General features: G+C 41.3%; 14 protein-coding genes. 4 read left to right on the top strand and 10 right to left on the bottom strand.

Features of this window, described 5'->3' with window-relative positions:
- The first annotated feature begins 59 nt into the window (after nucleotides 1-59).
- The 4 genes from FMM05_RS00960 (at nucleotide 60) to FMM05_RS00945 (ending at nucleotide 3,505) form a co-directional block, all read left to right on the top strand.
- On the top strand, nucleotides 60-923 hold the full coding sequence (locus FMM05_RS00960) for a T9SS type A sorting domain-containing protein (protein WP_143371464.1): 864 nt from the start codon (nucleotides 60-62) through the stop codon (nucleotides 921-923).
- 116 nt (nucleotides 924-1,039) lie between these two features.
- Nucleotides 1,040-1,813 (top strand): hypothetical protein, encoded by a 774-nt coding sequence (locus tag FMM05_RS00955; RefSeq protein ID WP_143371463.1) that lies wholly within the window; start codon nucleotides 1,040-1,042, stop codon nucleotides 1,811-1,813.
- 41 nt (nucleotides 1,814-1,854) lie between these two features.
- On the top strand, nucleotides 1,855-2,130 hold the full coding sequence (locus FMM05_RS00950; RefSeq protein WP_143371462.1) for a hypothetical protein: 276 nt from the start codon (nucleotides 1,855-1,857) through the stop codon (nucleotides 2,128-2,130).
- 4 nt (nucleotides 2,131-2,134) lie between these two features.
- Nucleotides 2,135-3,505: a S41 family peptidase gene (locus FMM05_RS00945; RefSeq protein WP_143371461.1), complete on the top strand. Its 1,371-nt coding sequence runs from the start codon at nucleotides 2,135-2,137 to the stop codon at nucleotides 3,503-3,505.
- Between the two features lie 83 nt (nucleotides 3,506-3,588).
- Here FMM05_RS00945 and uxuA read toward each other — a convergent pair whose 3' ends face one another.
- From uxuA to FMM05_RS00895, 10 genes are all read right to left on the bottom strand, one after another.
- Nucleotides 3,589-4,758: a mannonate dehydratase gene (gene uxuA, locus FMM05_RS00940; protein ID WP_143371460.1), complete on the bottom strand. Its 1,170-nt coding sequence runs from the start codon at nucleotides 4,756-4,758 to the stop codon at nucleotides 3,589-3,591.
- Nucleotides 4,759-4,768: 10 nt separating this feature from the next.
- A complete protein-coding gene (locus FMM05_RS00935) occupies nucleotides 4,769-5,590 on the bottom strand; it encodes an SDR family oxidoreductase (RefSeq protein WP_143371459.1) in 822 nt (273 codons plus the stop codon).
- Nucleotides 5,591-6,115: 525 nt separating this feature from the next.
- The gene (locus FMM05_RS00930) at nucleotides 6,116-7,018 is read right to left on the bottom strand and encodes a carbohydrate kinase family protein (RefSeq protein ID WP_143371458.1); all 903 of its coding nucleotides are present in this window, start codon (nucleotides 7,016-7,018) and stop codon (nucleotides 6,116-6,118) included.
- A 19-nt stretch (nucleotides 7,019-7,037) separates the two neighbouring features.
- Nucleotides 7,038-8,588, bottom strand: a complete 1,551-nt coding sequence (locus FMM05_RS00925) for a glycoside hydrolase family 32 protein (RefSeq protein WP_143371457.1) — start codon at nucleotides 8,586-8,588, stop codon at nucleotides 7,038-7,040.
- 15 nt (nucleotides 8,589-8,603) lie between these two features.
- The gene (locus tag FMM05_RS00920; RefSeq protein WP_143371456.1) at nucleotides 8,604-9,998 is read right to left on the bottom strand and encodes a DUF4960 domain-containing protein; all 1,395 of its coding nucleotides are present in this window, start codon (nucleotides 9,996-9,998) and stop codon (nucleotides 8,604-8,606) included.
- 18 nt (nucleotides 9,999-10,016) lie between these two features.
- A complete protein-coding gene (locus tag FMM05_RS00915) occupies nucleotides 10,017-11,708 on the bottom strand; it encodes a RagB/SusD family nutrient uptake outer membrane protein (RefSeq protein ID WP_143371455.1) in 1,692 nt (563 codons plus the stop codon).
- Nucleotides 11,709-11,729: 21 nt separating this feature from the next.
- Nucleotides 11,730-14,828, bottom strand: a complete 3,099-nt coding sequence (locus FMM05_RS00910; RefSeq protein ID WP_143371454.1) for a SusC/RagA family TonB-linked outer membrane protein — start codon at nucleotides 14,826-14,828, stop codon at nucleotides 11,730-11,732.
- A gap of 31 nt (nucleotides 14,829-14,859) precedes the next feature.
- Nucleotides 14,860-16,425 carry a glycoside hydrolase family 32 protein gene (locus FMM05_RS00905; protein ID WP_143371453.1) on the bottom strand — a complete coding sequence of 522 codons (1,566 nt, stop codon included), beginning with the start codon at nucleotides 16,423-16,425 and terminating at the stop codon, nucleotides 14,860-14,862.
- Complete coding sequence (locus FMM05_RS00900; protein ID WP_143371452.1) at nucleotides 16,391-17,746, bottom strand: sugar porter family MFS transporter; 1,356 nt, start codon at nucleotides 17,744-17,746, stop codon at nucleotides 16,391-16,393. The genes FMM05_RS00905 and FMM05_RS00900 overlap by 35 nt, the downstream gene beginning before the upstream one ends.
- 231 nt (nucleotides 17,747-17,977) lie before the next feature.
- On the bottom strand, nucleotides 17,978-20,731 hold the full coding sequence (locus tag FMM05_RS00895) for a substrate-binding domain-containing protein (RefSeq protein ID WP_143371451.1): 2,754 nt from the start codon (nucleotides 20,729-20,731) through the stop codon (nucleotides 17,978-17,980).
- Between the last annotated feature and the right edge of the window lie 61 nt (nucleotides 20,732-20,792).

Here is a 20,792-nt window from a genome sequence, read left to right as displayed (position 1 = left end):
AACAATAAATATTAATTATACCCGGGCAGCAGCCCTGCCCGGGTTTTTAAATTACAACCATGAAAAATTTTTTACTTTTTACGCTATTTTTATTTTGTTTACAGGCAAATGCCCAATTTACTGTTTGGGAAGATGATTTTAATGATGGTAATGTAACCGACTGGACTTTACAGGACGAAGACGCCAATACAAGCAACTGGCTTGCAAGGAAAAATTTATTTATAGATACAAATACAGGCGAGATAGGTGAGGGTAGTGCTGATGTACTTGCCACTTACAATATAGATCTTGCCACAGGCTATTCTTACGAAAATATTGAAAACAACTGGGCAATATCACCGGTACAGGACCTATCTTACTATGGTGGTACCCTTCAATTGGTAATTAATGCGCAAACTACAGCATATGATGGTACAGGTGCCAGCCAAAGCCTGTTAGTTTACGTGTCAAATTCACCGGATATGGCTACTTTTTTAGAAAATGAGCCAATAACACTTAACTTAACAAGAACCACCCAGAATGCCGAAGAATTTCATGAATACATAGTTGATATGTCTCAATATGCAGGTGAAGGCCAGGAAGAAGTGTATTTTGCAATTGTAAAAAATGCCCAGCCTTTTACAGGAATTGAAATTAACGATGTAAAAATAACAGCTACAGGTCTTGCCGGTGTAGATGAAGTAACTAAATCATTTACTAAAATTAAACAAAACCCTGTTACCGAAACGTTAGAACTGCAATTAGCCCCTAATGTTGATGGGAATACCCTAAACGTAAGTATCTACAACATAAACGGAATACTTGTAAGCGAATCTAAATATAACGAAACAGGAATTTCTGTAAGCGGCCTTGCCGGCGGTATGTATTTCGCCGTATTAAATAATGGGGAGGCATCTCAACAATTAAAATTCATAAAAAAATAAGTTTTTATACAGATAAAAACACTGTATTACTTACAGGTACAGTGTTTTTATTTTATAATGCTAAGGCCCTATGTTTTAATAACGCAACAGTTGTTGCGTAGCACAATTTTATTATCATGAAGAAATTTTTCAGCACCTTAGTGCTTCTTGTATTACTTAGCAGCCTCGTAACAGGCTGCGGGAACGATGATTTAACGCCCCTTTATGAGGAGCAGTCTCCGGGTAAAATAGTTATAAGGGGTTATAGCGCCCTACAGGACTCTATACAGGTATTTGCAAACGGCGAACTATTAGAGATTGGCGAACAAAATGCTTTTAAAGGGGATATAATAACCGATTACGAATTTGTGTTTTATAATAAAAAAACCGAAGCGCTGGAAATTGTTAACAAGGTTTCCGGTAGTGTATTGCATTCGTACAGCTTTCCTGCAACAACGCCAATAGATACCTTATCATTCTATGTTAAAGAAGGTATTTGGATTGACAATGTACTTGCCTTTCAGCCTGGTACACTTACCGCTACAGGCCGCACAGGTTATCGTTTTATATTCCCAACATTAAATAGATATTCTAACAGCGGTTATGATGGCCCTATTGATGCCATTATTAAAAAAACCAACGGGCAGGTATTGGGTATTTCCCAAAATATTACTAAAGAAGGTTTCAGCACCTTTGCAGAGTTTGCTTTTGCACCTCCGCCTGTTATAAATGTAGAACTGGTTAAACACGGCACTACCGAGTCTTACATTACGGGCCAGCAGGTTATTGTGCAAATGGTTATGCAAAACAACAAATCAAGGTTAATTGTTTTAGATGAAAAAGCTAATGAGTCAGGTGCTTTTTCCGGGGTTGAGGGTACTATTAACTTAGTAGATTATTTTGATTTTTAACTTAAAACACCAAGATAGTATTAACCCTACAATGTTGTAAAATGCAAAGCATAAAATCAACAAAGCATCAGGACCTGTTAAAAGCCCTTGAAAAGTTTGAAGCCCTCTTTCCGGGATTTGGGAACAATATACCGGAGGGCCGCGAGGTATACATACGCGATAAGGCCGCCGAACTGAAATGCGAATATGATTATTACCAAAACCTGCTTAAGGCGCTGGAAAATTGTATTAATTCATATGAAAATAAGCACGAGTCGCTCCGTAAAGTTATGTATCCCTGCCTTAGGAGAATGAACACAAAGTCTAAAAAAAGATAATGCTATGGTTCGTATAAAAAATTACATAAAAATAGTTTCACTTATTTTGATTTTAACAGCTTATTCCTGCCAGAATGACGATGCGCCTGAGGTTTTAAATGAGGGGACTGATGAGTTTACTAATAATTGGATATACGAGCAAATGCAGCGCTATTATTACTACAATAGCAGCCTGCCCAGTCGCGGGGATTTAAAAAAACTGCCACAGGATTATTTTTTGGGCCTGTTGCATCCTCAGGATCGTTTTTCTTATGCTGTTAACCTTAACGATGCTTCAACTTATCCGCAAAGCCTGAGAAATTCTTTTGGGTTTAATATAAGCTTTATAGAACACGAGGGGCAGGTTTTAGGGGTTGTTTTATACGTCCTGCAAGATTCCCCTGCGCAATATGCCGGGCTGCAACGTGGCCAGTATATAAATGCAATTAACGCTGTGCCGGTTAACCACGAAAACTATAATAATCTGTACGAAGAGTTGTCAGCCTCTCAAAATGCCCAACTCACGGTAATGGATTACCATGAAAATACAGGATTTTCGGCACCGTATGTAAAAAATATAACTAAAGGCACGGTGCTTTTACAACCCGTTAGGGGCAAGATTATACAAGAACAAAACCATACGGTAGGCTACATCCAAATTCCGCATTTTGATGTTGGCCTGTCGCAAGCCCTGTTAAATGCCTTTCTTAATTTTAAAAGCCAGGGCGTAGATGAGGTAGTGGTAGACCTGCGTTATAATGGGGGAGGAGATGTATCGTCTGCTACGGCACTGGCAATCCTCCTTGCGCCAAATATACAGGCAGACCAGCAATTTATCCGGTTTACAGGAAATGCTAATGGCGGCGTTGTAAATCAAAGCTTTACCGAAGCGCTTAAAACAAATGAAACGCAGGTAAGTTTTGAAGCGCTGCGTAGCGCCCATCCTTCCATTGGCCGTGTATTTATACTTTGCAGTAGCCATACTGCATCGGCTTCAGAAATTATTATTAATAACTTAAGGCCATTTATGCAGGTTATTACTATAGGCAGTAAAACAATGGGTAAAGATGTGGCAACTTTTCCTATCGAAAATGATATGGCAAGTACTGATGAAGAAAAATGGATTTTATATCCTGCAATCTACAAGATATCTAATGCAAATGGCGAAGGGAATTATGCTGCGGGTATAACGCCATCAATTGATTTAGAAGAGTTGGGCGAACTTTCAATCCATCCTTTAGGTGAGCCAAATGAAGTTTTGCTTAGCCAGTCTCTCGCTATTATTACAGGAACCGAACGCATTAATACAGGCAAAAATGTAATGCAGACACAAAAAAATATTGGCTCTATTAATGATGCCGAACCTATCATAATGAACAATCTTTCATTGCGATGATTTAAATTTTTTTAGACACCTAAAGATATTTACGTTAAAATGACGTTCCGGCGAATCTGTGGGCTCATCAGTTGTACCCACCATTATTGACCGATAATGCCAAGTTCTAACCCTCTCAATTCGGCTAAGCCGCGCAATCTGCCAATAGCAGAATATCCCGGATGTGTAGTTTTATTAAGATCGTCAAGCATTTGGTGGCCATGATCGGGCCTGAAAGGAATTGGAGTTTTGCGGATACTGTTTTCGGCTACAATAGCTTTCATGATTTTATACATATTTACGTCACCATCAAGATGATCTGCTTCATAAAAATTACCAAGCTCATCCTTCTTAACATTACGCAGGTGTATAAAATGCACACGGTGTTTTACAGCATCAAATATATCGTTAATATTATTGTTTACGCCTGCACCTAAAGAGCCGGTACAAAAGCATATACCGTTAAAGTCTGCATTTACACCTTGTATTATATATTCTAAATCTGCTTTATTGCTCGCAATTCTTGGCAATCCTAAGATAGGGTAGGGAGGATCATCCGGGTGAATTGTCATTTTTATCGACTCCTGCTCGCATACATCGGCAATTGCATTAAGAAAATACAAAAGGTTATTACGCAAACCCTCAAAACCAATAGGTTGGTATATGGTTATACTATCCTGTAAACTTTTTAAAGTAACGCCATCCTCTCCCGGCACACCCATAAGTACTACTTCGGTTAAGAGTGCTTTTTCTTCTGCGGAGATTGTAGTACTTCTCTTAGCGGCTGCATCAACAATTTCTTCAGAATAATCATTTGCAGCATTTATTCTTTGTAATATATAGATATCAAAATAGGCTAAATCTATCCAGTTAAAATACAAAGCCTTAGAACCGTCTTTCATTTCCAGGTCAAGCTTGGTACGTGTCCAGTCCAGCACGGGCATAAAATTGTAACAAACTGTTTTAAGTCCGCAGCTACTAAGGTTTTTTAATGATGTCCTGTAGTTTTCTAAATATTTTTCAGCATCAAAATTCCTTGTTTTAATAGCCTCATGCACAGGCACGCTTTCAACTACCGACCATGTAAGGCCGGCATCTTCAATTTGCTTCTTCCTTTTTAAGATTTCGTCTACAGTCCATACTTCGCCGTGGGCAATATGGTGAAGTGCAGATACTACTCCGGTTGCGCCGGCCTGTTTTACGTCCTGTAGGGTTACAGTATCATTTGGCCCATACCAGCGCCATGTTTGCTCTAATTTATTTATAGTGCTCATAGTTTAAAAATTATACGCCGCTCCAGGCATTAAAACCACCATCTACAAAAATTCGTTCGCCATTTACGAAAGCTGATGCATCACTTAATAGGTAAATTAATGTACCGGCCAGTTCCTGAGGGTCGCCAAGGCGCGAAAAAGGCGTGCTGCTTACAAATTTTTGTGCCCTATCTGTAAAATTGCCATCAGTATCGGTAAGCAGGCTGCGGTTTTGATCGGTAAGAAATACACCTGGCGCAATACTGTTAACCCGTACTTTATCGCCATAGCGTAATGCTAATTCTGTAGCCATCCATTTTGTATAACCGTCTATGCCGTGTTTGGCTACATTGTAACCAAGGCCTCGTGTTATAGCCTGGCTGGCAGCGAGTGAAGATATATTAACTATAGAACCTTTGCCTTTTTCGGCAATTACACGCCCAAATATATGGGTTGGAATAAGGGTACCGTATAAATTAAGTTCAATTGCTCTTATAGTGTCTGAAATTTCGGCATCAAAAAGATTTTGGTCTGGGTTAATTATTGCTCCGGGTATATTACCCCCGGCAGCATTCACAAGGCCATCTATTGTACCAAAATGGTTTAAGATATCATTCTTTGCGCGAATTATATCTTCTTTATCAAGCACATCCGCAATTATAGCAAGAGCTTCGGCACCAAAGGCTTCAGCCTGCGTTACACGCAATGCAGCTTTTTCTTTATCGCGGCCCAATATTGCAATTTTACCTCCGGCCTGTGCAATGGCTTTGACAAAAGATTCTCCCAGTACACCTGTCCCTCCGGTAACTACAATTACTTTTCCACTTAGGGAAAAAGAGTCTAAAATATTCATTTATTCAAGGTATAGTTTTGTAGCATCAATAGTACCGCAAAAATTAAATTTTCTTAAAATTATTTTAGATATCAAATATAACGTATTCGTATAAAGTTTTAAGATAAAGATAAAAAAACTGTAAACTTATATTTGAAAGGCATATAATAGCCCACTAAAGTATATATAACGGATAAAGAATAATAATAACGCATATGAAGAGATAATGTATTTAAAAAATAAAAAGTGATGGCTTGCTACCACTGTTTTACCATGATGATGCAGAGGTGTGTATAACTCGCGGTTATTGCACCAAGAGGTATACATCCTGGCAGGATATATCTGTTACATCATCTTATCATAATGGATGCAGAAGCTGGGTAGAGTATTAATATTACAGGACAAATTATATTGCTAAATTTACAGACAATTTAGATTGGCTAAAATAAAAAAGGGGCAGCTACCCAATGCTGCCCCTATAGTAGGGAAATCCCTTTTTTCTAAACGTAACCCAAACTTTTAGAAAGCAAATTAACTAACCCAAATTTATTCTACACTATGCATAAGCGCCTGAATCTTTTCCTCGGTTAAAATGGGGTTTGCTCCCGCCGATGCCGCTACAAGCGCTCCAACAGCACAGGCATAATCAATAGCATGCTGTGGGTTTTCTCCGGTAAGCAATCCCATAATAAGCGTAGCAAGGAAAGAGTCGCCTGCTCCTACAGTATCTACAACCTTAACAGGATAGCCATTATTGTTATAAAGGCTGCTTTCCCACATTAGTATCGCTCCGTGCTTACCTTTAGTAACACACATAGAACGCGTTTTAGTTTTCGTGGCTATAAATTCCATATTGTCTTCCAACAATGTGTGGGGAGAACCCATACCTGTAGCTATTTCCAGTAATTCTTCATCATTAAATTTTATAAAGTTTGCCGAGCCCATAAGGTTCTCAATTGCGGCCTGTGTATAATGCGGCGGACGCAAATTAACATCAAACACTTTATAAACGTTATTTAAAAGAAGCTCCTCCAGCGATTTTTTAGAAACTCTATCTCGACACACCAGGCTGCCGTATATTAATACATCTGCATCAGCTACGAGGCTACGGGCATAGTCTGTTAGCTGTATCTTATCCCAGGCAGACGGGTAGCTTATTTCATAACTTGCACTACCGCGGTCGTTTACATACACCTGCACCAGTCCGGTGGGGTAATCTTCTGTACGAATTATTCCGCCTGTGTCTAAACCCTGAGCTTTAACATAATCTACAATCTCTTCGCCATCAGAATCGTTGCCTACACAACTTATCATGGCTACATCACACCCAAGGCTTTGCATTCTCAGAGCCAGATTTAACGGTGCCCCGCCTATCTTTTTACCATTGGCAAAAACATCCCAAAGTACCTCACCGTAGGATACCGCCTTAAGTTTTTTTCCTGTATTCATTTAAATAATAATTTTAAAATTATGGTTTTACAACCTGCAATCCTGTTACAGAGGCTGTTGCGCCATTGGTAGCAACAAGTCCCCAGTTTTGCTGTTCACGGCCGTAAATCCGGTTTGTAAGTGCTACTTTATCATTTACATATATTACGCAAACACTGCCGTCTGCAATTATATCTATAGCATATGCAGTACCCTGCACAATTGTTAAGGGTAGGCGTGTAACCAACTCGCCGTTGCTGTTATAAGCAGCTATACGGTTTTGTTGAGGTTCCAGCATTATTTTATAATGAGCAGCATCGCTAACATTAAAATAAAAGCCTGCTGCACCCGTAGCATTTGTAAGGGTAAGCTGTGCCTTTATACGCACTTTTTTACCTACAGCAGCAAATGTTGCCATAGCATCAGCCGATGCACTGTTAAGGGTATACCCGCCGTTGCCCTCGGTTACTGCTCCTGTAGCAGCTTGCATACTTACCGTTGTGTTTTGCGTAAAAACAGTATTTATGGCATCTGGCGCTTTTGTAGCAAGTGTACCATCATTATTTTGAATCAGTTCATGGATTACCAGGTTACCTGCCCATTCTTTACCGCCGGTATCATTCTCAGGAGCTTTTCTTGCAGCCCAGCCAAATGCGTAACGCTTGTTACCATCGGTTGCAGTTTTAGCAGTATAATAATATTCGCCATCTATAAGGTCGTTGTCCGGTTTTGTCCACGGCCCATTAATGGTTGTTGCCATGCGGTAATGGGTACCCTTATTGCCGCTCCAGTTTTCGCTGAACATCATATACCAGTAGCTGCCCATTTTAAACACGTCGGCACACTCCATCATCAGATAGTTGTCTTCGGGTGTAGAGGTATATATTATACCTTCAGGCGTCCAGTTGCCACTTGCAGGGTCTGTAGTTGTAAATTTAAGCAAAACCGCTTTACGATCAGGTTCGGTTTGTGTGCTCACCAGCATCCAGTACTTGCCGCCGTCAGGGTTTTGGAATACCTGCGGGTCGCGGAAATCATAATCATAGTACCCGGCAGGTGCTGTTATTTTAAACGATGGCTGCTTAGTCCAGTTTTTCATATCAGTACTGGTAGCTAAAAGCACGCTTTCGCGTGGGTTGTTAGCTATAAAAGCACCGGTTTGGTTGTGCCCTGTATAATAAAAATAGTACGTAATGCCAACCTTTATTAGACTTCCTGTACCTACTGCAAAGTCAGGTTCGTCTTGGGTGCCATAAGGTATTGTTTGCCCCTGATAGGTAAATGTAGTAAGGTTAGTAGTGCTAAACTCGTGAATGTCATGAAAACCTTTTCCTGCGGGCTTATTTATAGCATCATGCAAAAAATAAATATGAAAAGTACCATTTTCGTAATAAGGCATTACATCTCCGGTATAACCCGCGCTGTAGTAAGGCTCACTGCCACCTAACCATTGTGATGGCGGCGCAGGATAAATACTGCTGATTTCAGTCTCGCCTCCCGACACTGATCCGCCGATATATTTATCATCATCCTGACACGAAAGCAATGCAAGCGCTATGGCAGGAAGAAGCATCATTGTTTTATAGTTCATTGTTTTAATTTTTGATTATTGGCCAATAAGGTAGTTGAGGCTGTTTTGTGTGAGTGTTTGTATATTGGTAATGAAAGCATTAGGTTGGCTTGGGTTACCACTTGCGTCAGTTTCATTATACCAATCGTACGCACCCATAGATATTACAACAACGTTGGCATCTTCCGCATCTCCCCATTCGGCAATAGTTACACGACCATTAAGGGCATCATCCCATGCTTCGCTGGCAAGGTTGGTACCGCCTGTCTGGCTTCTCCAGCCTGCGCCGTCATTGTAACCACCCCATTCTGGTAAAAACCACCATGCGGTATGGTTAAGCCTGAAAGTTCCGCCCTGCAATAAATTCGCTTTTCCGGTTTGGAAGGTTTCCAGCCCCTGAAATATTGGGTGGTCTTCATGCCCCATAAAAGACATTCCCCAAGAGTTGCTATCAACTCCTCCAGCTGGTAAAAAGTCTCCAAACACATTATTTGGCCCTTTACCCGGGGGTACGATACCCAGCGCATCAACATACTGCGATGCGAATGTTGTAAGCAACAAGTTTCCACCACCAGCACGGTAGGCTACTAAAGCAGCGGTAACTGTAGGATTAGTTGCTATGGTGGGCAATGTTTGTGCCGAATCGAAATGCCACCAAATTGCATCGATAGTGCTTAACTCTGCACCGGCCACTATTTCGTCAAAAGATAGATAGCGGGCTCCTGAGTAATTAGCAAACAACCAGTCGCAGGCTGTTTTCTCATCCATATTGGTTATCGCTCCGCGCGATGCTGCCGTACCTAAAAATGCAACTTCGATACCTTGTACCGGCACACTTACCGTTACTGTATATACAGCGCTTGCAATGGCGTTTGTTACTGTAAATGCTACAGGCGATGAGAAATCTATAGTTGTTCCTGAAGCAGGGGTAATTGTAACGCCCTCACTCAGTTCAATAATCGGTTGCAACGCACTAAGGTCGGTTCCTTCAGGTAAAATAAGATTTATCGTTTTAGCGCTGTTGTTAATCACTCCGGCAACATTATTTATTTTAAAGCTTATGATAGGACTGGACACTGTAACATTTACTGTGTAATCTTTAAATAAGTTACCATTTACTACCTGGAATCTCACAGCAGATGTAAAATCCGTAGGTGTGCTTAGATCTAAATTAATCGTGGCACCTTCAGGTAATGTTAGCTGTGGCACTACCGATGTAACATTGGTGCCAAAAGGCAGGGCAACGTTTATCTGTCCAGTCTGCTGGTCTATTGTGCCCGGAGTGCCGTTAATGCTAAATGCCGTTACACTTACCGGTACGTTAATTTTAAGATCACTGTTATCAAAACTGTCTTCGCAAGACAACAGGCTTACAAGCAGGCCCATTATTAAGCCTGTAAGTATAACGCTCTTAGTTATAATTTTTTTCATGATTTACTTTTTTAGGTATTAATAACCGGGATTTTGCTGGTATACACCCTGGCTAAAATTAATCTGGGTTAATGGTATAGGGCAATACTCTTCCTTGTTTTTATCAAAGTAAGCATCAGAATAATAAGCGCGCTTGGTTTTTTCTTCTCCATAATAGTCGTTTAAAACTTCGGCGGCTACTCCCCAGCGTACTAAGTCGAAAAAGCGGTTACCTTCCATGGCAAGTTCTAAACGGCGCTCAAACCGTAGTGCCTGTCGGGCATATTCCTGTGTCCATGTGCAATTTACACCGTCTATATAAGGACTTATTGTGGCGTTGCTCTCGTACCCGGAAATTAATGCCGTACTGTTTGCAGCACGGGTGCGCACCTGGTTTACAAGGGCAAGAGCTTCACCCTGCTGGCCAAGTTCTATCAGCGCTTCCGCGCGCATTAGCAATACATCGGCGTAACGAATTTGTATCCTGTTTTTAGAGTTGCCATAAAAAGGGTCTATGTTTACTACACAGCCGCAATTAGGTGATACATTTTCTTTAAGCGATGCAAAATACCCATAAGTACTTGGAGAACGTACCCAGGCTTCAACATAGGTATATTCGGGGTCATACTTGTAAGGCAGGCCGGGAATTGCAACGGTATGGTACAAACGCGGATCTACAGTGTAAGTAGCCAACTCCTCATAGTTTAGGTCGCTGTCATTGTAGTTATTTAACTGTGGTAACCCGTTAGCATTGGTTTTAAATGCGTTTACTAAATTTTGGCTTGGCTTATGAAAATCGCAACAGCCCAACCCCTGAGGTGTAGAGAGTACATCGCTGTAATTTAACCTGCCGTAAAGTGTACCATCATCTTGCGAAAACTGGATAGCGAACACCGATTCCGCCCCGTTCTCATAACTACCCGGAAGAAAGTTATTGGCAAAATCGGACTCAAGGCTGGCACTTGTAACTTGCGCAGTGGCATCTAATACCTGTTGCATATGGTTTTGATCTATACCTGTTACGTTATAATTTTCGTCTTGTGTGTAAGCCTGATACAAACGTACTTTTGCCAGGTAAGCGTAAGCGGCAGACTGGTTTGCCCTGCCCACCTCTGCCTGTGCGGCAGGTAGTCCTGCGGCGGCAGCTTCAAAATCTTTAGCAATAGCTTCCCAAAGTTGCTCGTTGTTAAGAGCTCGGTTAGATATAGTACCGTAATCTTCAATAGCTATATCTTCAGTAATAAAAGGGATGTTTCTAAACATAATCTTTAGCATAAAGTAAAAATGCCCCCTTATAAATTTCATTTCGGCAATACGGGTATCCTTTAACGGATATTCCTCAGCACTTATTTGCTCTAATGCCCTTAACGCTTTATTAGCACGGGATATCCCTACAAAGCTGTTGTACCAAAATGCATCCAGTTCGCCAAAATCAGGCCTTATATTATTTGATACTTCAAAGAAATGAAAATCCTGGATATCGTTAGTGCCGCTACCGCCTTTATAGGCATCGTCTGACCGTACATTGCCGTAAGGCCATAAGCTGAAAGGCGCATCATAGTGGTCATTACCCAATGCCGAATAAGCCGATGTCATAAAACCCTCTATGGTTTCGGCATTTACAAGCTCCTCTTCGGATAGTACACCTCTGGGGTCGTTATCTAAATAATCTGTACAGGAAACGGTTATGCTTAATAGTGCTATTCCTGCTATATATAGTATCTTTTTCATTTTGTTTGCTTTTGGATTTAATTATAATGCCAGGTTAAGGCCAACTGTAAAGGTCATTGGCAGTGGGTAGCCATAGGCAGGGCTTTCTGGATCTACACCTGTAAAGTTCTTAGCGTCTATAATAAGCAGGTTTTGTCCGCTTACATAAATTCTTAACGATTCCATACTGTATTTTTCAAGCAGCGATTTTGGCAGGTTATAGCCCAGCTGCAATACACGCAGTTTAAGGTAATCTCCCTTTTCTACATAATAGGTAGAAAAACGCGACTCGGCATTACGGTCTACCGTGGTAAGTGCCGGTATACTGGAGTTAGGATTATCTACACTCCAGGCATTTAATAATCGCGTACCTTTATTAGACCCCACATCATCCACACTCCAAAAATCAGTCTGGTATTTTTTAGTGTTAATAACGTCCACGTCACCAATACCTTCCCAGAACATAGTGAAGTCAAATGCTTTATAGCCCAGTGTTACGTTTACACCATAATTAAAACCGGGATTAGGATTACCAATCCAGGTACGGTCATCGGTATCTACAACACCATCGCCATTAAGATCGGCAAAACGTATACGCCCAAGGCCTTTACCCGGCTGCTCGGCAGAATTATCTACCTCATCCTGTGTGCGGAACAGCCCATCGGCCACATAACCGTACATAGAGTTAATAGGGCGGCCAAGAATGTTATCGTTCTGCCCGTTGCCACCATAACTGTTGCGTACGGCGGCAGGCAATTGGGTAATTTTATTTTTATTGGCAGAAAAGTTGCCCGAAATATCATAGGTAAACCCACCGCTTGTTTCATCGCGATACCCTAAAGATACCTCCCAGCCTTTGTTCTCCATAGAGGCACCGTTTACATAACGGTTGCCTCCTTCGCCTATGGCTCCTAAGTAAGGTGGCTGTACCAGGATATCTTTAGTTTTTTTGATGTAATAATCTATCGATCCGCTTAATTTTTGGTCGAAGAAACCAAAGTCTAACCCCACGTTTGTTTGCGTGGTAGTTTCCCACTTAAGATCGTCGTTACCTGTTTGTGTGGCGATAAAACCCGATGGAAGCTGGCCGTTGTTTGCACCGCTCATATCATAAGCGGTACCGTAAGATGTAGCCCATGTAGGGCTTCCACCGGCATAATTGGCAAGGTACAAAGAGTAAATTGCAGTATTACTTATTTCCTGATTACCTGTCTGTCCCCAGCCTGCACGCAGCTTAAGGTCTGAGATGAACGTTGCCTTATCCTGCACAAATTTTTCCTGACTTATACGCCATCCGGCAGATACCGCAGGGAAGGTACCAAACTGGTTGTTTTTACCAAAGCGTGACGATCCGTCGCGGCGTATGGTTGCCGATGCAAGGTAACGCCCATCATAATCATATTCTGCCTTGCCAAAATAGGAGAGGAGTTTATACTGTGTAGAAGTACCCCCGGTAAATGATTCGCCCGTACCTGCATCAGGGTACATATAATCCGGCGTCTCCAAAATAAAGTCATTTCTTCTCAGCGTAGTATTATCAAAGACATCCCGGTACATTTCAGTTCCTGCAAGCAGGTTTACGTTATGTTTGCCTAAGCTAAAATTGTACTGGGCAGTATTTGTCCACGTCCATTTATCGCTCACGCTCTGGTCTATGGTTACGCTTGTCTGGTCATTTTTAAGGTAACCCGATACATAGCTGCGTTGAAGTGAGCGCTTGTTGTAGTATCCATAGTCAATACCAAAGCTCGACCGTACATGAAGGTTTTTAATTATTTCAAGATCGGCATAGGCATTACCAAAAAGCCTTAAATATTTATAACCATTATCTTTATTATATTCTAAGAGGCGTGCAGGATTTTGCCTGTCGTTCATACCACCTACCGGGCCACCCCAGCCCTGACCATCTACGGTGCGCACGGGGATAATAGGCAGTGCCCTTAACGCCGGGTCTAAAACACCGGGATCTGATACTTCTGCATTACGGTTAATTGTGAAATTTTCGCCTATCGTAAGAGCACCATTAAAATATTTGTAGGAACTGTTCATACGGGCAGATATCCTCTTGTACTCAGTAGTATTTACAATGCCCTTATTGTCATAATACCCAAGCGAAAACAGGTAGCTGCCTTTATCTGTGCCATTTGATACCGAAAGATCATACGATTGTGCAATACCCGTGCGCGATATAGCATCATACCAATCGGTGTTAGACGATTTAAGTGTATGTGCCTCATCAAGGTACTCGGGTACTAAAACATTATTTAAAGTTGGCCTGCCATTAACTTCACCCCAGTCGTATTGGTAGCTAACATTGTTAGTGTTAGGATCTATGCCATCGTTTATATTGGCCTGCCATAAGGCCTGCCCATATTGTTCGGCGTTAAGTACTTTGGTACGATTAGCATAGCTGGAAATCGCGGTGTAGTTATTAAAGTTTATCCTCATTTTACCATTCTTACCTTTTTTTGTGGTGATGATGATTACGCCGTTAGAGGCCCGTGATCCATAAATACTTGCAGACGAGGCATCTTTAAGTACCTGTATGGTTTCAATATCATTCGGGTTAAGCTCGTGCATACCTGCCTTGGTAGGCACACCATCTATAACTAATAATGGGGATGTATTGTTTAACGTACCCACACCGCGTATAACCACGTTTGTGTTAGCACCGCTGGGAGAACCATCTGTCGATACACGCACTCCTGCAACCCTTCCCTGTAATGCCTGTATAGGGTTTGGGGCCACCTGTTTGTTTAAAGCCTTCATATCTACCACCGCAACGGCGCCAATAATATTGGTTTTCTTTTGTGTTGAATAGCCTGTTACTACTACAGCCTCCAGTTCTTTACTGTCGGACTTTAATGTTACTGTTATGGATGCCTGTGCCGCAATCGTTTGCGTTTGAAAGCCAATATAACTTACCGTAAGTTCTGCCCCCGGTGTTACACCTGCAAGGGTAAAGTTACCGTCTATATCGGTAGAGGCGCTATTGGTAGTGCCCGATACTAATACCGACGCACCCGGGAGCGGTAAACCGTCTTCAGACGAAATTACCGTTCCCTTAACTTCTATTTCCTGCGCCATTAAAGCCATCATAGGAAATAGAAAGATGAGAATTAAAATAATTTTAGATTTCATGTATTTGTTTGGTTTTAGTTAATCGCGTTTATTAAAATTTTAGTTGGTTAATTTTAAGATCACTAATTTCGAATGAAGATGTGGCAGTCGCCGAGAATGTATTAAATGGCTGGCTGGTAAAGAATATCTCAGTCATCACCGTTTCACCATCGTTATAAAACACTTCAATACTGGTCTTATCCATCAGGATACGGAATGTGCCGCTTTTTTGAATTTCACCCAATGCAGCCTTTGATGGTGTTGCTGTAAACTTATGAAATGTTGATGCATCGCTTGATTTAGAGCGGTCTACAAACAAATTGCGTTCTTTGTTATTAATGCCAAAACTCAACGTTTCGCCAGCATCATTTGTAAAGGTAAAGGTGTAAACATCCTGCTTTAGCCCTTGAACAGTAAAGCTGATGTCTGCTTTGGTAAAGTCGGTTTTGCCTTTTGCTGAAAGTATTGCCATACCTTTTACAGCAACATTTTTCTGGCTGTCGGTCTTTTCAATATAGTTTTTAAGGGCTTCGGCAGGGCTTGTTATAAGTGCGTAGTTGTTGCCTTTTTTTACCAGCTTTAGTTCCCGTGGAATGGTAGTACTACTACGCCATCCGTTAGTAGGTACTACCTCGGCATATTCCCAGTTGCTCATCCAGCCTATCATCATACGATGTCCATCTTTTACAGGGGCATTGCCCCAGGTAACCCCGGCATAATTGTCTTTGCCATAATCCAGCCACACAGCTTTTTCTTTGGTCACCCTTTCGGCAAAAGCTTTATCAAGGGTAAACGTTTTACCATCAAAATCGCCTATAAAATACTGTGTGCCGCTGCCTCCGTTTGCACCACCCGGATTAAGGCTTTGTATTAACACCCACTTTGTTTCGCCGGTGCCTTCAACTTTTATAGGAAAGAAATCAGGGCATTCCCAAACGCCTCCATGTGCACCTATGTTCTTTCCGAAATCAGACAGATAATTCCAGTCTTTTAGGTTTTTTGAGGTATATAGTTGCGACCTGTCCTGTGCAGCAAGTACCATTATCCATTGGTTGTGCACACTGTCCCACGTAACTTTAGGATCGCGAAAGTCACGTATGCCCGGGTTTTTAATTATAGGGTTGCCTGCATCATATTTTGTCCAGGTGTAACCGTTGTCAAGTGAGTAGGCAAGCCCCTGAGATTCTACATCAATTGTGCCCGCTTTTTCCTTAACAGGGTCGTGGTAAGTAAATATGGCCACCACGGGAGCAGTTTTTCCGTCGCCAAAGCCGCTGGTATTGTTTATATCGAGCACTGCACTGCCCGAAAAAATGTAGCCAAACCTATCCGGATAAAGCGCAATAGGCTGCTCTTCCCATTTTATAAGGTCTTTCGTGGTGGCATGGCCCCAATGCATCGGGCCCCATTTATTTCCATAGGGCCAATATTGAAAATAAAGATGATAGGTGCCATCGGCATAAAAAAGTCCGTTAGGGTCGTTCATCCAGTTTCCCTTAGGGGTAAAGTGAAAATTTGGCCTGTATTGGGTTTCTTCGGTAAGTTTTTCCTGTGCAGTAGCTGCAACAGTTATAAACATTGCGCTAAGCGCTAACGGTAGAAGTTTTTTTAATATCATTTTTTGGTGTGTCTTTTTTTGTTAATTCTTCGCTTAGTTCTTCAAGCGACCTGCCTTTGGTTTCAGGCATTAGGAAGGCGACAAAGCCCAGCTGGAAAACCATCATTATAGTAAAGATGAGGAATACAACCTCCGGGCCAATAGTGCTAAACAGCATGGGAATTAGTGACGGTATAATAGCGGCAAGTACCCAGTGTACCGAACTGCCAAATGCCTGGCCCGATGCACGTATGTGGTTGGGAAAAATTTCGGATATAAATACCCAGATCACTGCGCCCTGACCAATTGCATGCGACGCTATGAAAAGGAACAGGAAAGCCGGTACAGACATGCCGCCCCAATTAAGGTAAAATGCTGCTGATACCAAGCCTAACGAGATGATATAACCTATAGACCCTATGTACATAAGCAGTTTACGGCCAAGTTTATCTATAAGCGCTACGCCAAGCAGTGTAAACAGTAAATTAGCAACCCCTATACCTATACTGCTTAACAGTGCGGTATTCTGGCCTAAGCCTGCCTCTTCGAATATTCGGGGTGCATAATACAGAAATGCATTAATACCGGAGAACTGGTTAAAAAAGGCAATAAGAAATGCCAGCATTAGCGGGAAACGGTATTTTTTCATGAAGATATTTTCATGGCTTTTGTCTCCTGCCTGTTGTATTTCAAGCATCATAGCTTCAATGTTGGCACCTGGGTCTACAATGGCAAGTACTTTGCGCGCTTCTTCGTTTCTAAATTTGGAAAGTAACCATCTTGGGCTTTTAGGTACGGTAAGCATTAGCAATATGTAAATAATTGCCGGTATAGCCTGTATGCCCAGCATCCATCGCCATGCATTTTCGCCAATGTCTTTAAGAAGATAGTTAGATACAAATGCAACCAATATACCCAGCACAATATTAAATTGATATAGGGCTACAAGACGGCCTCTTTTAGATGCCGGAGCTATTTCTGATACATATGCAGGTGCAGCTATTGTTGAGGCACCTACGCCAAGGCCACCTAAAAACCTGAATGCAGCAAACGTGAAAGGATCCTTAGCGAGTGCCGAGCCGATGGCTGAAACGAGAAAGAAAGCACCTATCCATAAAAGGGTATTTTTACGCCCTATTTTATTAGTAGGTATGCCTCCAAAAATAGCTCCTACCACGGTGCCCCATAACGCCATGCCCATAACTACCGAACCATGAAAAGCATCGGAAGATTGCCATAGCGACTGTAATTGTTTATCGGCACCCGATATTACTACGGTATCAAAACCAAAAAGAAAGCCTGCCAACGCAGCGGTAACAGACCAGATAAGAATTTTATTCATTGCAGATTTTTTAATTGATCTGCTGCTAAATTATCAGTAATGCGGCATTTGCAATTTAAGTTATGTTACAATTATGTAACCTTGCAAAAACTATTATCACGCACTTAAGTTAAAATACTGATAATCATAATTATAATTTTACGAAAACGATATATTTAAAACGTTGTAGTAACGATTTTGTAACATAATATACGCTTTTGATACATTAAAAACCATATATCCTGGTATCATTTACCCTGTAGTTTTATATTCTTTTGGAGAAATGCCAAACTTATTCTTAAATGCCGTTGAGAAATAATTTGGCGATGAAAAACCAAGGGAGTAAGCTATCTCACTAATATTCATTTTGCCATCGCGTAACATGGTAGCAGCTTTTTCTAAACGAATATTATTGATGTGGTCGCTTATGCTCATTCCCAATATGGCCTTTACCTTACGGTACAGCTGTACCCTTGATACGTTAAGTTTATCTGCCAGCTCCTCCACAGAAAATTTAGGGTTGTCCATATTTTCCATAATATGGGAGTTCATGCGCGAAATAAAATCCTGCTCTAACGTTCCGAATTTAGACTCCGGCTCTACACGATAAATGTTGTTTGTGTAATAATAGCGCAGCTTTTCGCGATTGAAAAGCAGGCTGCTGAGCGACTGCCGTAAAACAGAGAGGCTAAAAGGCTTTGTAAGGTATTGGTCTACACCCGCCTGCATACCCTGTATAACCGACTCTTTATTACTTTGAGCACTGAGAATAATGATAGGTATATGAGAAGTGCGAAGGTCTTTCTTTAGTGTTTTGCTTATCTCAAAGCCATCGGTACCTGCAAGATTAATGTCGCATATAATAATATCAGGAACAAGTTCCAGAGCTAAAGTTGTTGCATTGCTGCCGTCTGAAACATGCACATCATATTCTGTAGAAAGCTTATTGCTTAAAAAGTTTACCAAATCAGGGTGGTCTTCTATTACTAACAAGGTATATTTTTCCTGACCCGGTGCTAAGAGGTTAATTTCAGGCAGGCTCTCGTATTCAAGGTCATCCTGAAGGAGTGATGTATTATACTCTGTAGCTGTTGAGGTATTTATTTCGGCAGGCTGCAAATGCTCAGTACCTTTATAAAGCGTTATAGTAAATTCGGTTCCCTGCCTGGAGCGTACTTCTATAGTGCCGTTGTGCAATGCTATAAATTCTTTAGAAAGGTTAAGCCCGATACCACTGCTATTTTTATTGTTATTTGATGCCCTAAAAAATGGATTAAATACCATATTTAATTCCTTTTCAGGGATGCCTATGCCGCTGTCTTTTACAATGATCTTTAGTGTGCCATCAGCGCCATCTTTAATGGTAATGGTTATTCGGCCATTATCAGGGGTAAATTTAAACGCGTTAGAGAGTAGGTTAAAATACACTTTATCCATCAGGCTGTTATCTATAAAAACCTCTGTATCCTTATTGTCGGCAATAAGGCGGAAATCAATATTCCTGCGGGCAGCCTCTCCTTTAAAGTTAGCCATTACCTGATCGGTAAAAAGGTAAATGTTAGTTTTAGAAGCTCTAAGGCTAAATTTTCGCTCCTCTATCTTCCTAAAATCAAGCAACTGGTTAATAAGGCGCAACAGCCGGTGAGAGTTGCTGTAAATAAGCTTTAGCTCATCCATAAGGCGGGTGCCTTTTATCTTGTCATTTTCTATTAGCGATTCGGCATAACTTAAAATAAGTGTTATAGGCGTTTTAAATTCGTGCGACAGCCCTGTAAAAAAGCCAAGCTTTGCCTCGTTACTGCGTTGTGCCGCATCAGCCATTACCTCTATTTCATTTTTCTGGGAGGTAACGGTACTGTTTATTTGTTCAAGCTGCCGTTTTTTACGCGAAATTGATATGGTGCTGTAAACACTATAGATTGCAAGGCTCAGTATAATTGCCAAAAATAAAGTCAGCAGCCGCACCAGGCTATGCTGTGATGCATACTCCTGTTCCTGGACGCTTATGGCATCAAGCTGCTGCTTTATAACCGTTTGCTGCTGATCTACTTTGTCTAACTGGTTTTCAATAATTTCGGCATTTATCTTGTCTATAACAATGGTATTAAGAAGATTGTTTTTCGTAATAGGTTCCTTATTATATATTTTTAGAGCGAGCCTTAGTGCCTCATTACCTCCGGTAGGGTAGAGGATAGTGGCCTGCAATACACCTTTTTTAACCAGTTCTATACCTCCGTTTTGTGTACTAAGGGCATCTACCCCCACAAATTTTATCTTGTTCTCAAGTCCAAGTTCCTTAGCAGTTTCCCACGCGCCAAGTGCCATACGGTCGTTCTGTGCAAAAATAAATTCAATATCGGGGTCATTTTGCAGCAACTTTTTGAGTTGCACCTTTACCGATCCGCTTTCCCAGTTGCCGTTTATAGTGGCTATAAGTTTTACCTGCGGATGCTGTTTTAGTATCTGCGAAAAACCCAGTCCGCGCTCGTAAGCTGGGGAAGATGTTTTAAGCCCTGTAATTTCTATTATTTTGCCGTTAACTGTACTGTTAGATACTATGTATTTGGCAGCAATACGGCCTACTTCAATGTTATCTGCACCTATATAAGCCGTATAACCTTCGCTGTCTATTTTGCGGTCTACCACAATTACGGGTATCCCTTTTTTTATAGATTTTTCTACTACCGCAGTAAGTGGTTTAGCCTCAATAGGCGATACGATAATGACATCTACTCCGCGGTCTATAAATTTTTCTATGTCCTTTACCTGCTGTTGTACGTTGTTGTTTGCATCCTTAATTTCTAACTGCACTTCCGGGTGCAGGGAGGCTTCAATTACCATGCTCTTATTAAGCTGCCGCCGCCAATCATCGGTATTCATGCCTTGCGAAAAGCCTATTTTTACCGTAGCGGCATTATCGTCTTTTGTACACGATGGCACCAACAGCACGGTTAGTGCTGCTATTAATATACATCTTAAGGAGGATGGAAAATAGAAAGTTTTCATTTATTACAAAGGTATAATAGGGCTATAATGGTACTGCTTAGCCTTTATAAATTTAGAATGA

Source organism: Flavobacterium zepuense (assembly GCF_007097145.1).
Taxonomy (GTDB): Bacteria; Bacteroidota; Bacteroidia; order Flavobacteriales; family Flavobacteriaceae; genus Flavobacterium; species Flavobacterium zepuense.
Note: the sequence above shows the minus strand (reverse complement) of the source record. Positions and strands in the feature narration are given on the sequence as shown.

Coding starts and splice junctions, on each gene's coding strand:
- FMM05_RS00960 (WP_143371464.1), top strand. CDS start 60: ATGAAAAATTTTTTACTTTTTACGCTATTTTTATTTTGTTTACAGGCA.
- FMM05_RS00955 (WP_143371463.1), top strand. CDS start 1,040: ATGAAGAAATTTTTCAGCACCTTAGTGCTTCTTGTATTACTTAGCAGC.
- FMM05_RS00950 (WP_143371462.1), top strand. CDS start 1,855: ATGCAAAGCATAAAATCAACAAAGCATCAGGACCTGTTAAAAGCCCTT.
- FMM05_RS00945 (WP_143371461.1), top strand. CDS start 2,135: ATGGTTCGTATAAAAAATTACATAAAAATAGTTTCACTTATTTTGATT.
- uxuA (WP_143371460.1), bottom strand. CDS start 4,758: ATGAGCACTATAAATAAATTAGAGCAAACATGGCGCTGGTATGGGCCA.
- FMM05_RS00935 (WP_143371459.1), bottom strand. CDS start 5,590: ATGAATATTTTAGACTCTTTTTCCCTAAGTGGAAAAGTAATTGTAGTT.
- FMM05_RS00930 (WP_143371458.1), bottom strand. CDS start 7,018: ATGAATACAGGAAAAAAACTTAAGGCGGTATCCTACGGTGAGGTACTT.
- FMM05_RS00925 (WP_143371457.1), bottom strand. CDS start 8,588: ATGAACTATAAAACAATGATGCTTCTTCCTGCCATAGCGCTTGCATTG.
- FMM05_RS00920 (WP_143371456.1), bottom strand. CDS start 9,998: ATGAAAAAAATTATAACTAAGAGCGTTATACTTACAGGCTTAATAATG.
- FMM05_RS00915 (WP_143371455.1), bottom strand. CDS start 11,708: ATGAAAAAGATACTATATATAGCAGGAATAGCACTATTAAGCATAACC.
- FMM05_RS00910 (WP_143371454.1), bottom strand. CDS start 14,828: ATGAAATCTAAAATTATTTTAATTCTCATCTTTCTATTTCCTATGATG.
- FMM05_RS00905 (WP_143371453.1), bottom strand. CDS start 16,425: ATGATATTAAAAAAACTTCTACCGTTAGCGCTTAGCGCAATGTTTATA.
- FMM05_RS00900 (WP_143371452.1), bottom strand. CDS start 17,746: ATGAATAAAATTCTTATCTGGTCTGTTACCGCTGCGTTGGCAGGCTTT.
- FMM05_RS00895 (WP_143371451.1), bottom strand. CDS start 20,731: ATGAAAACTTTCTATTTTCCATCCTCCTTAAGATGTATATTAATAGCA.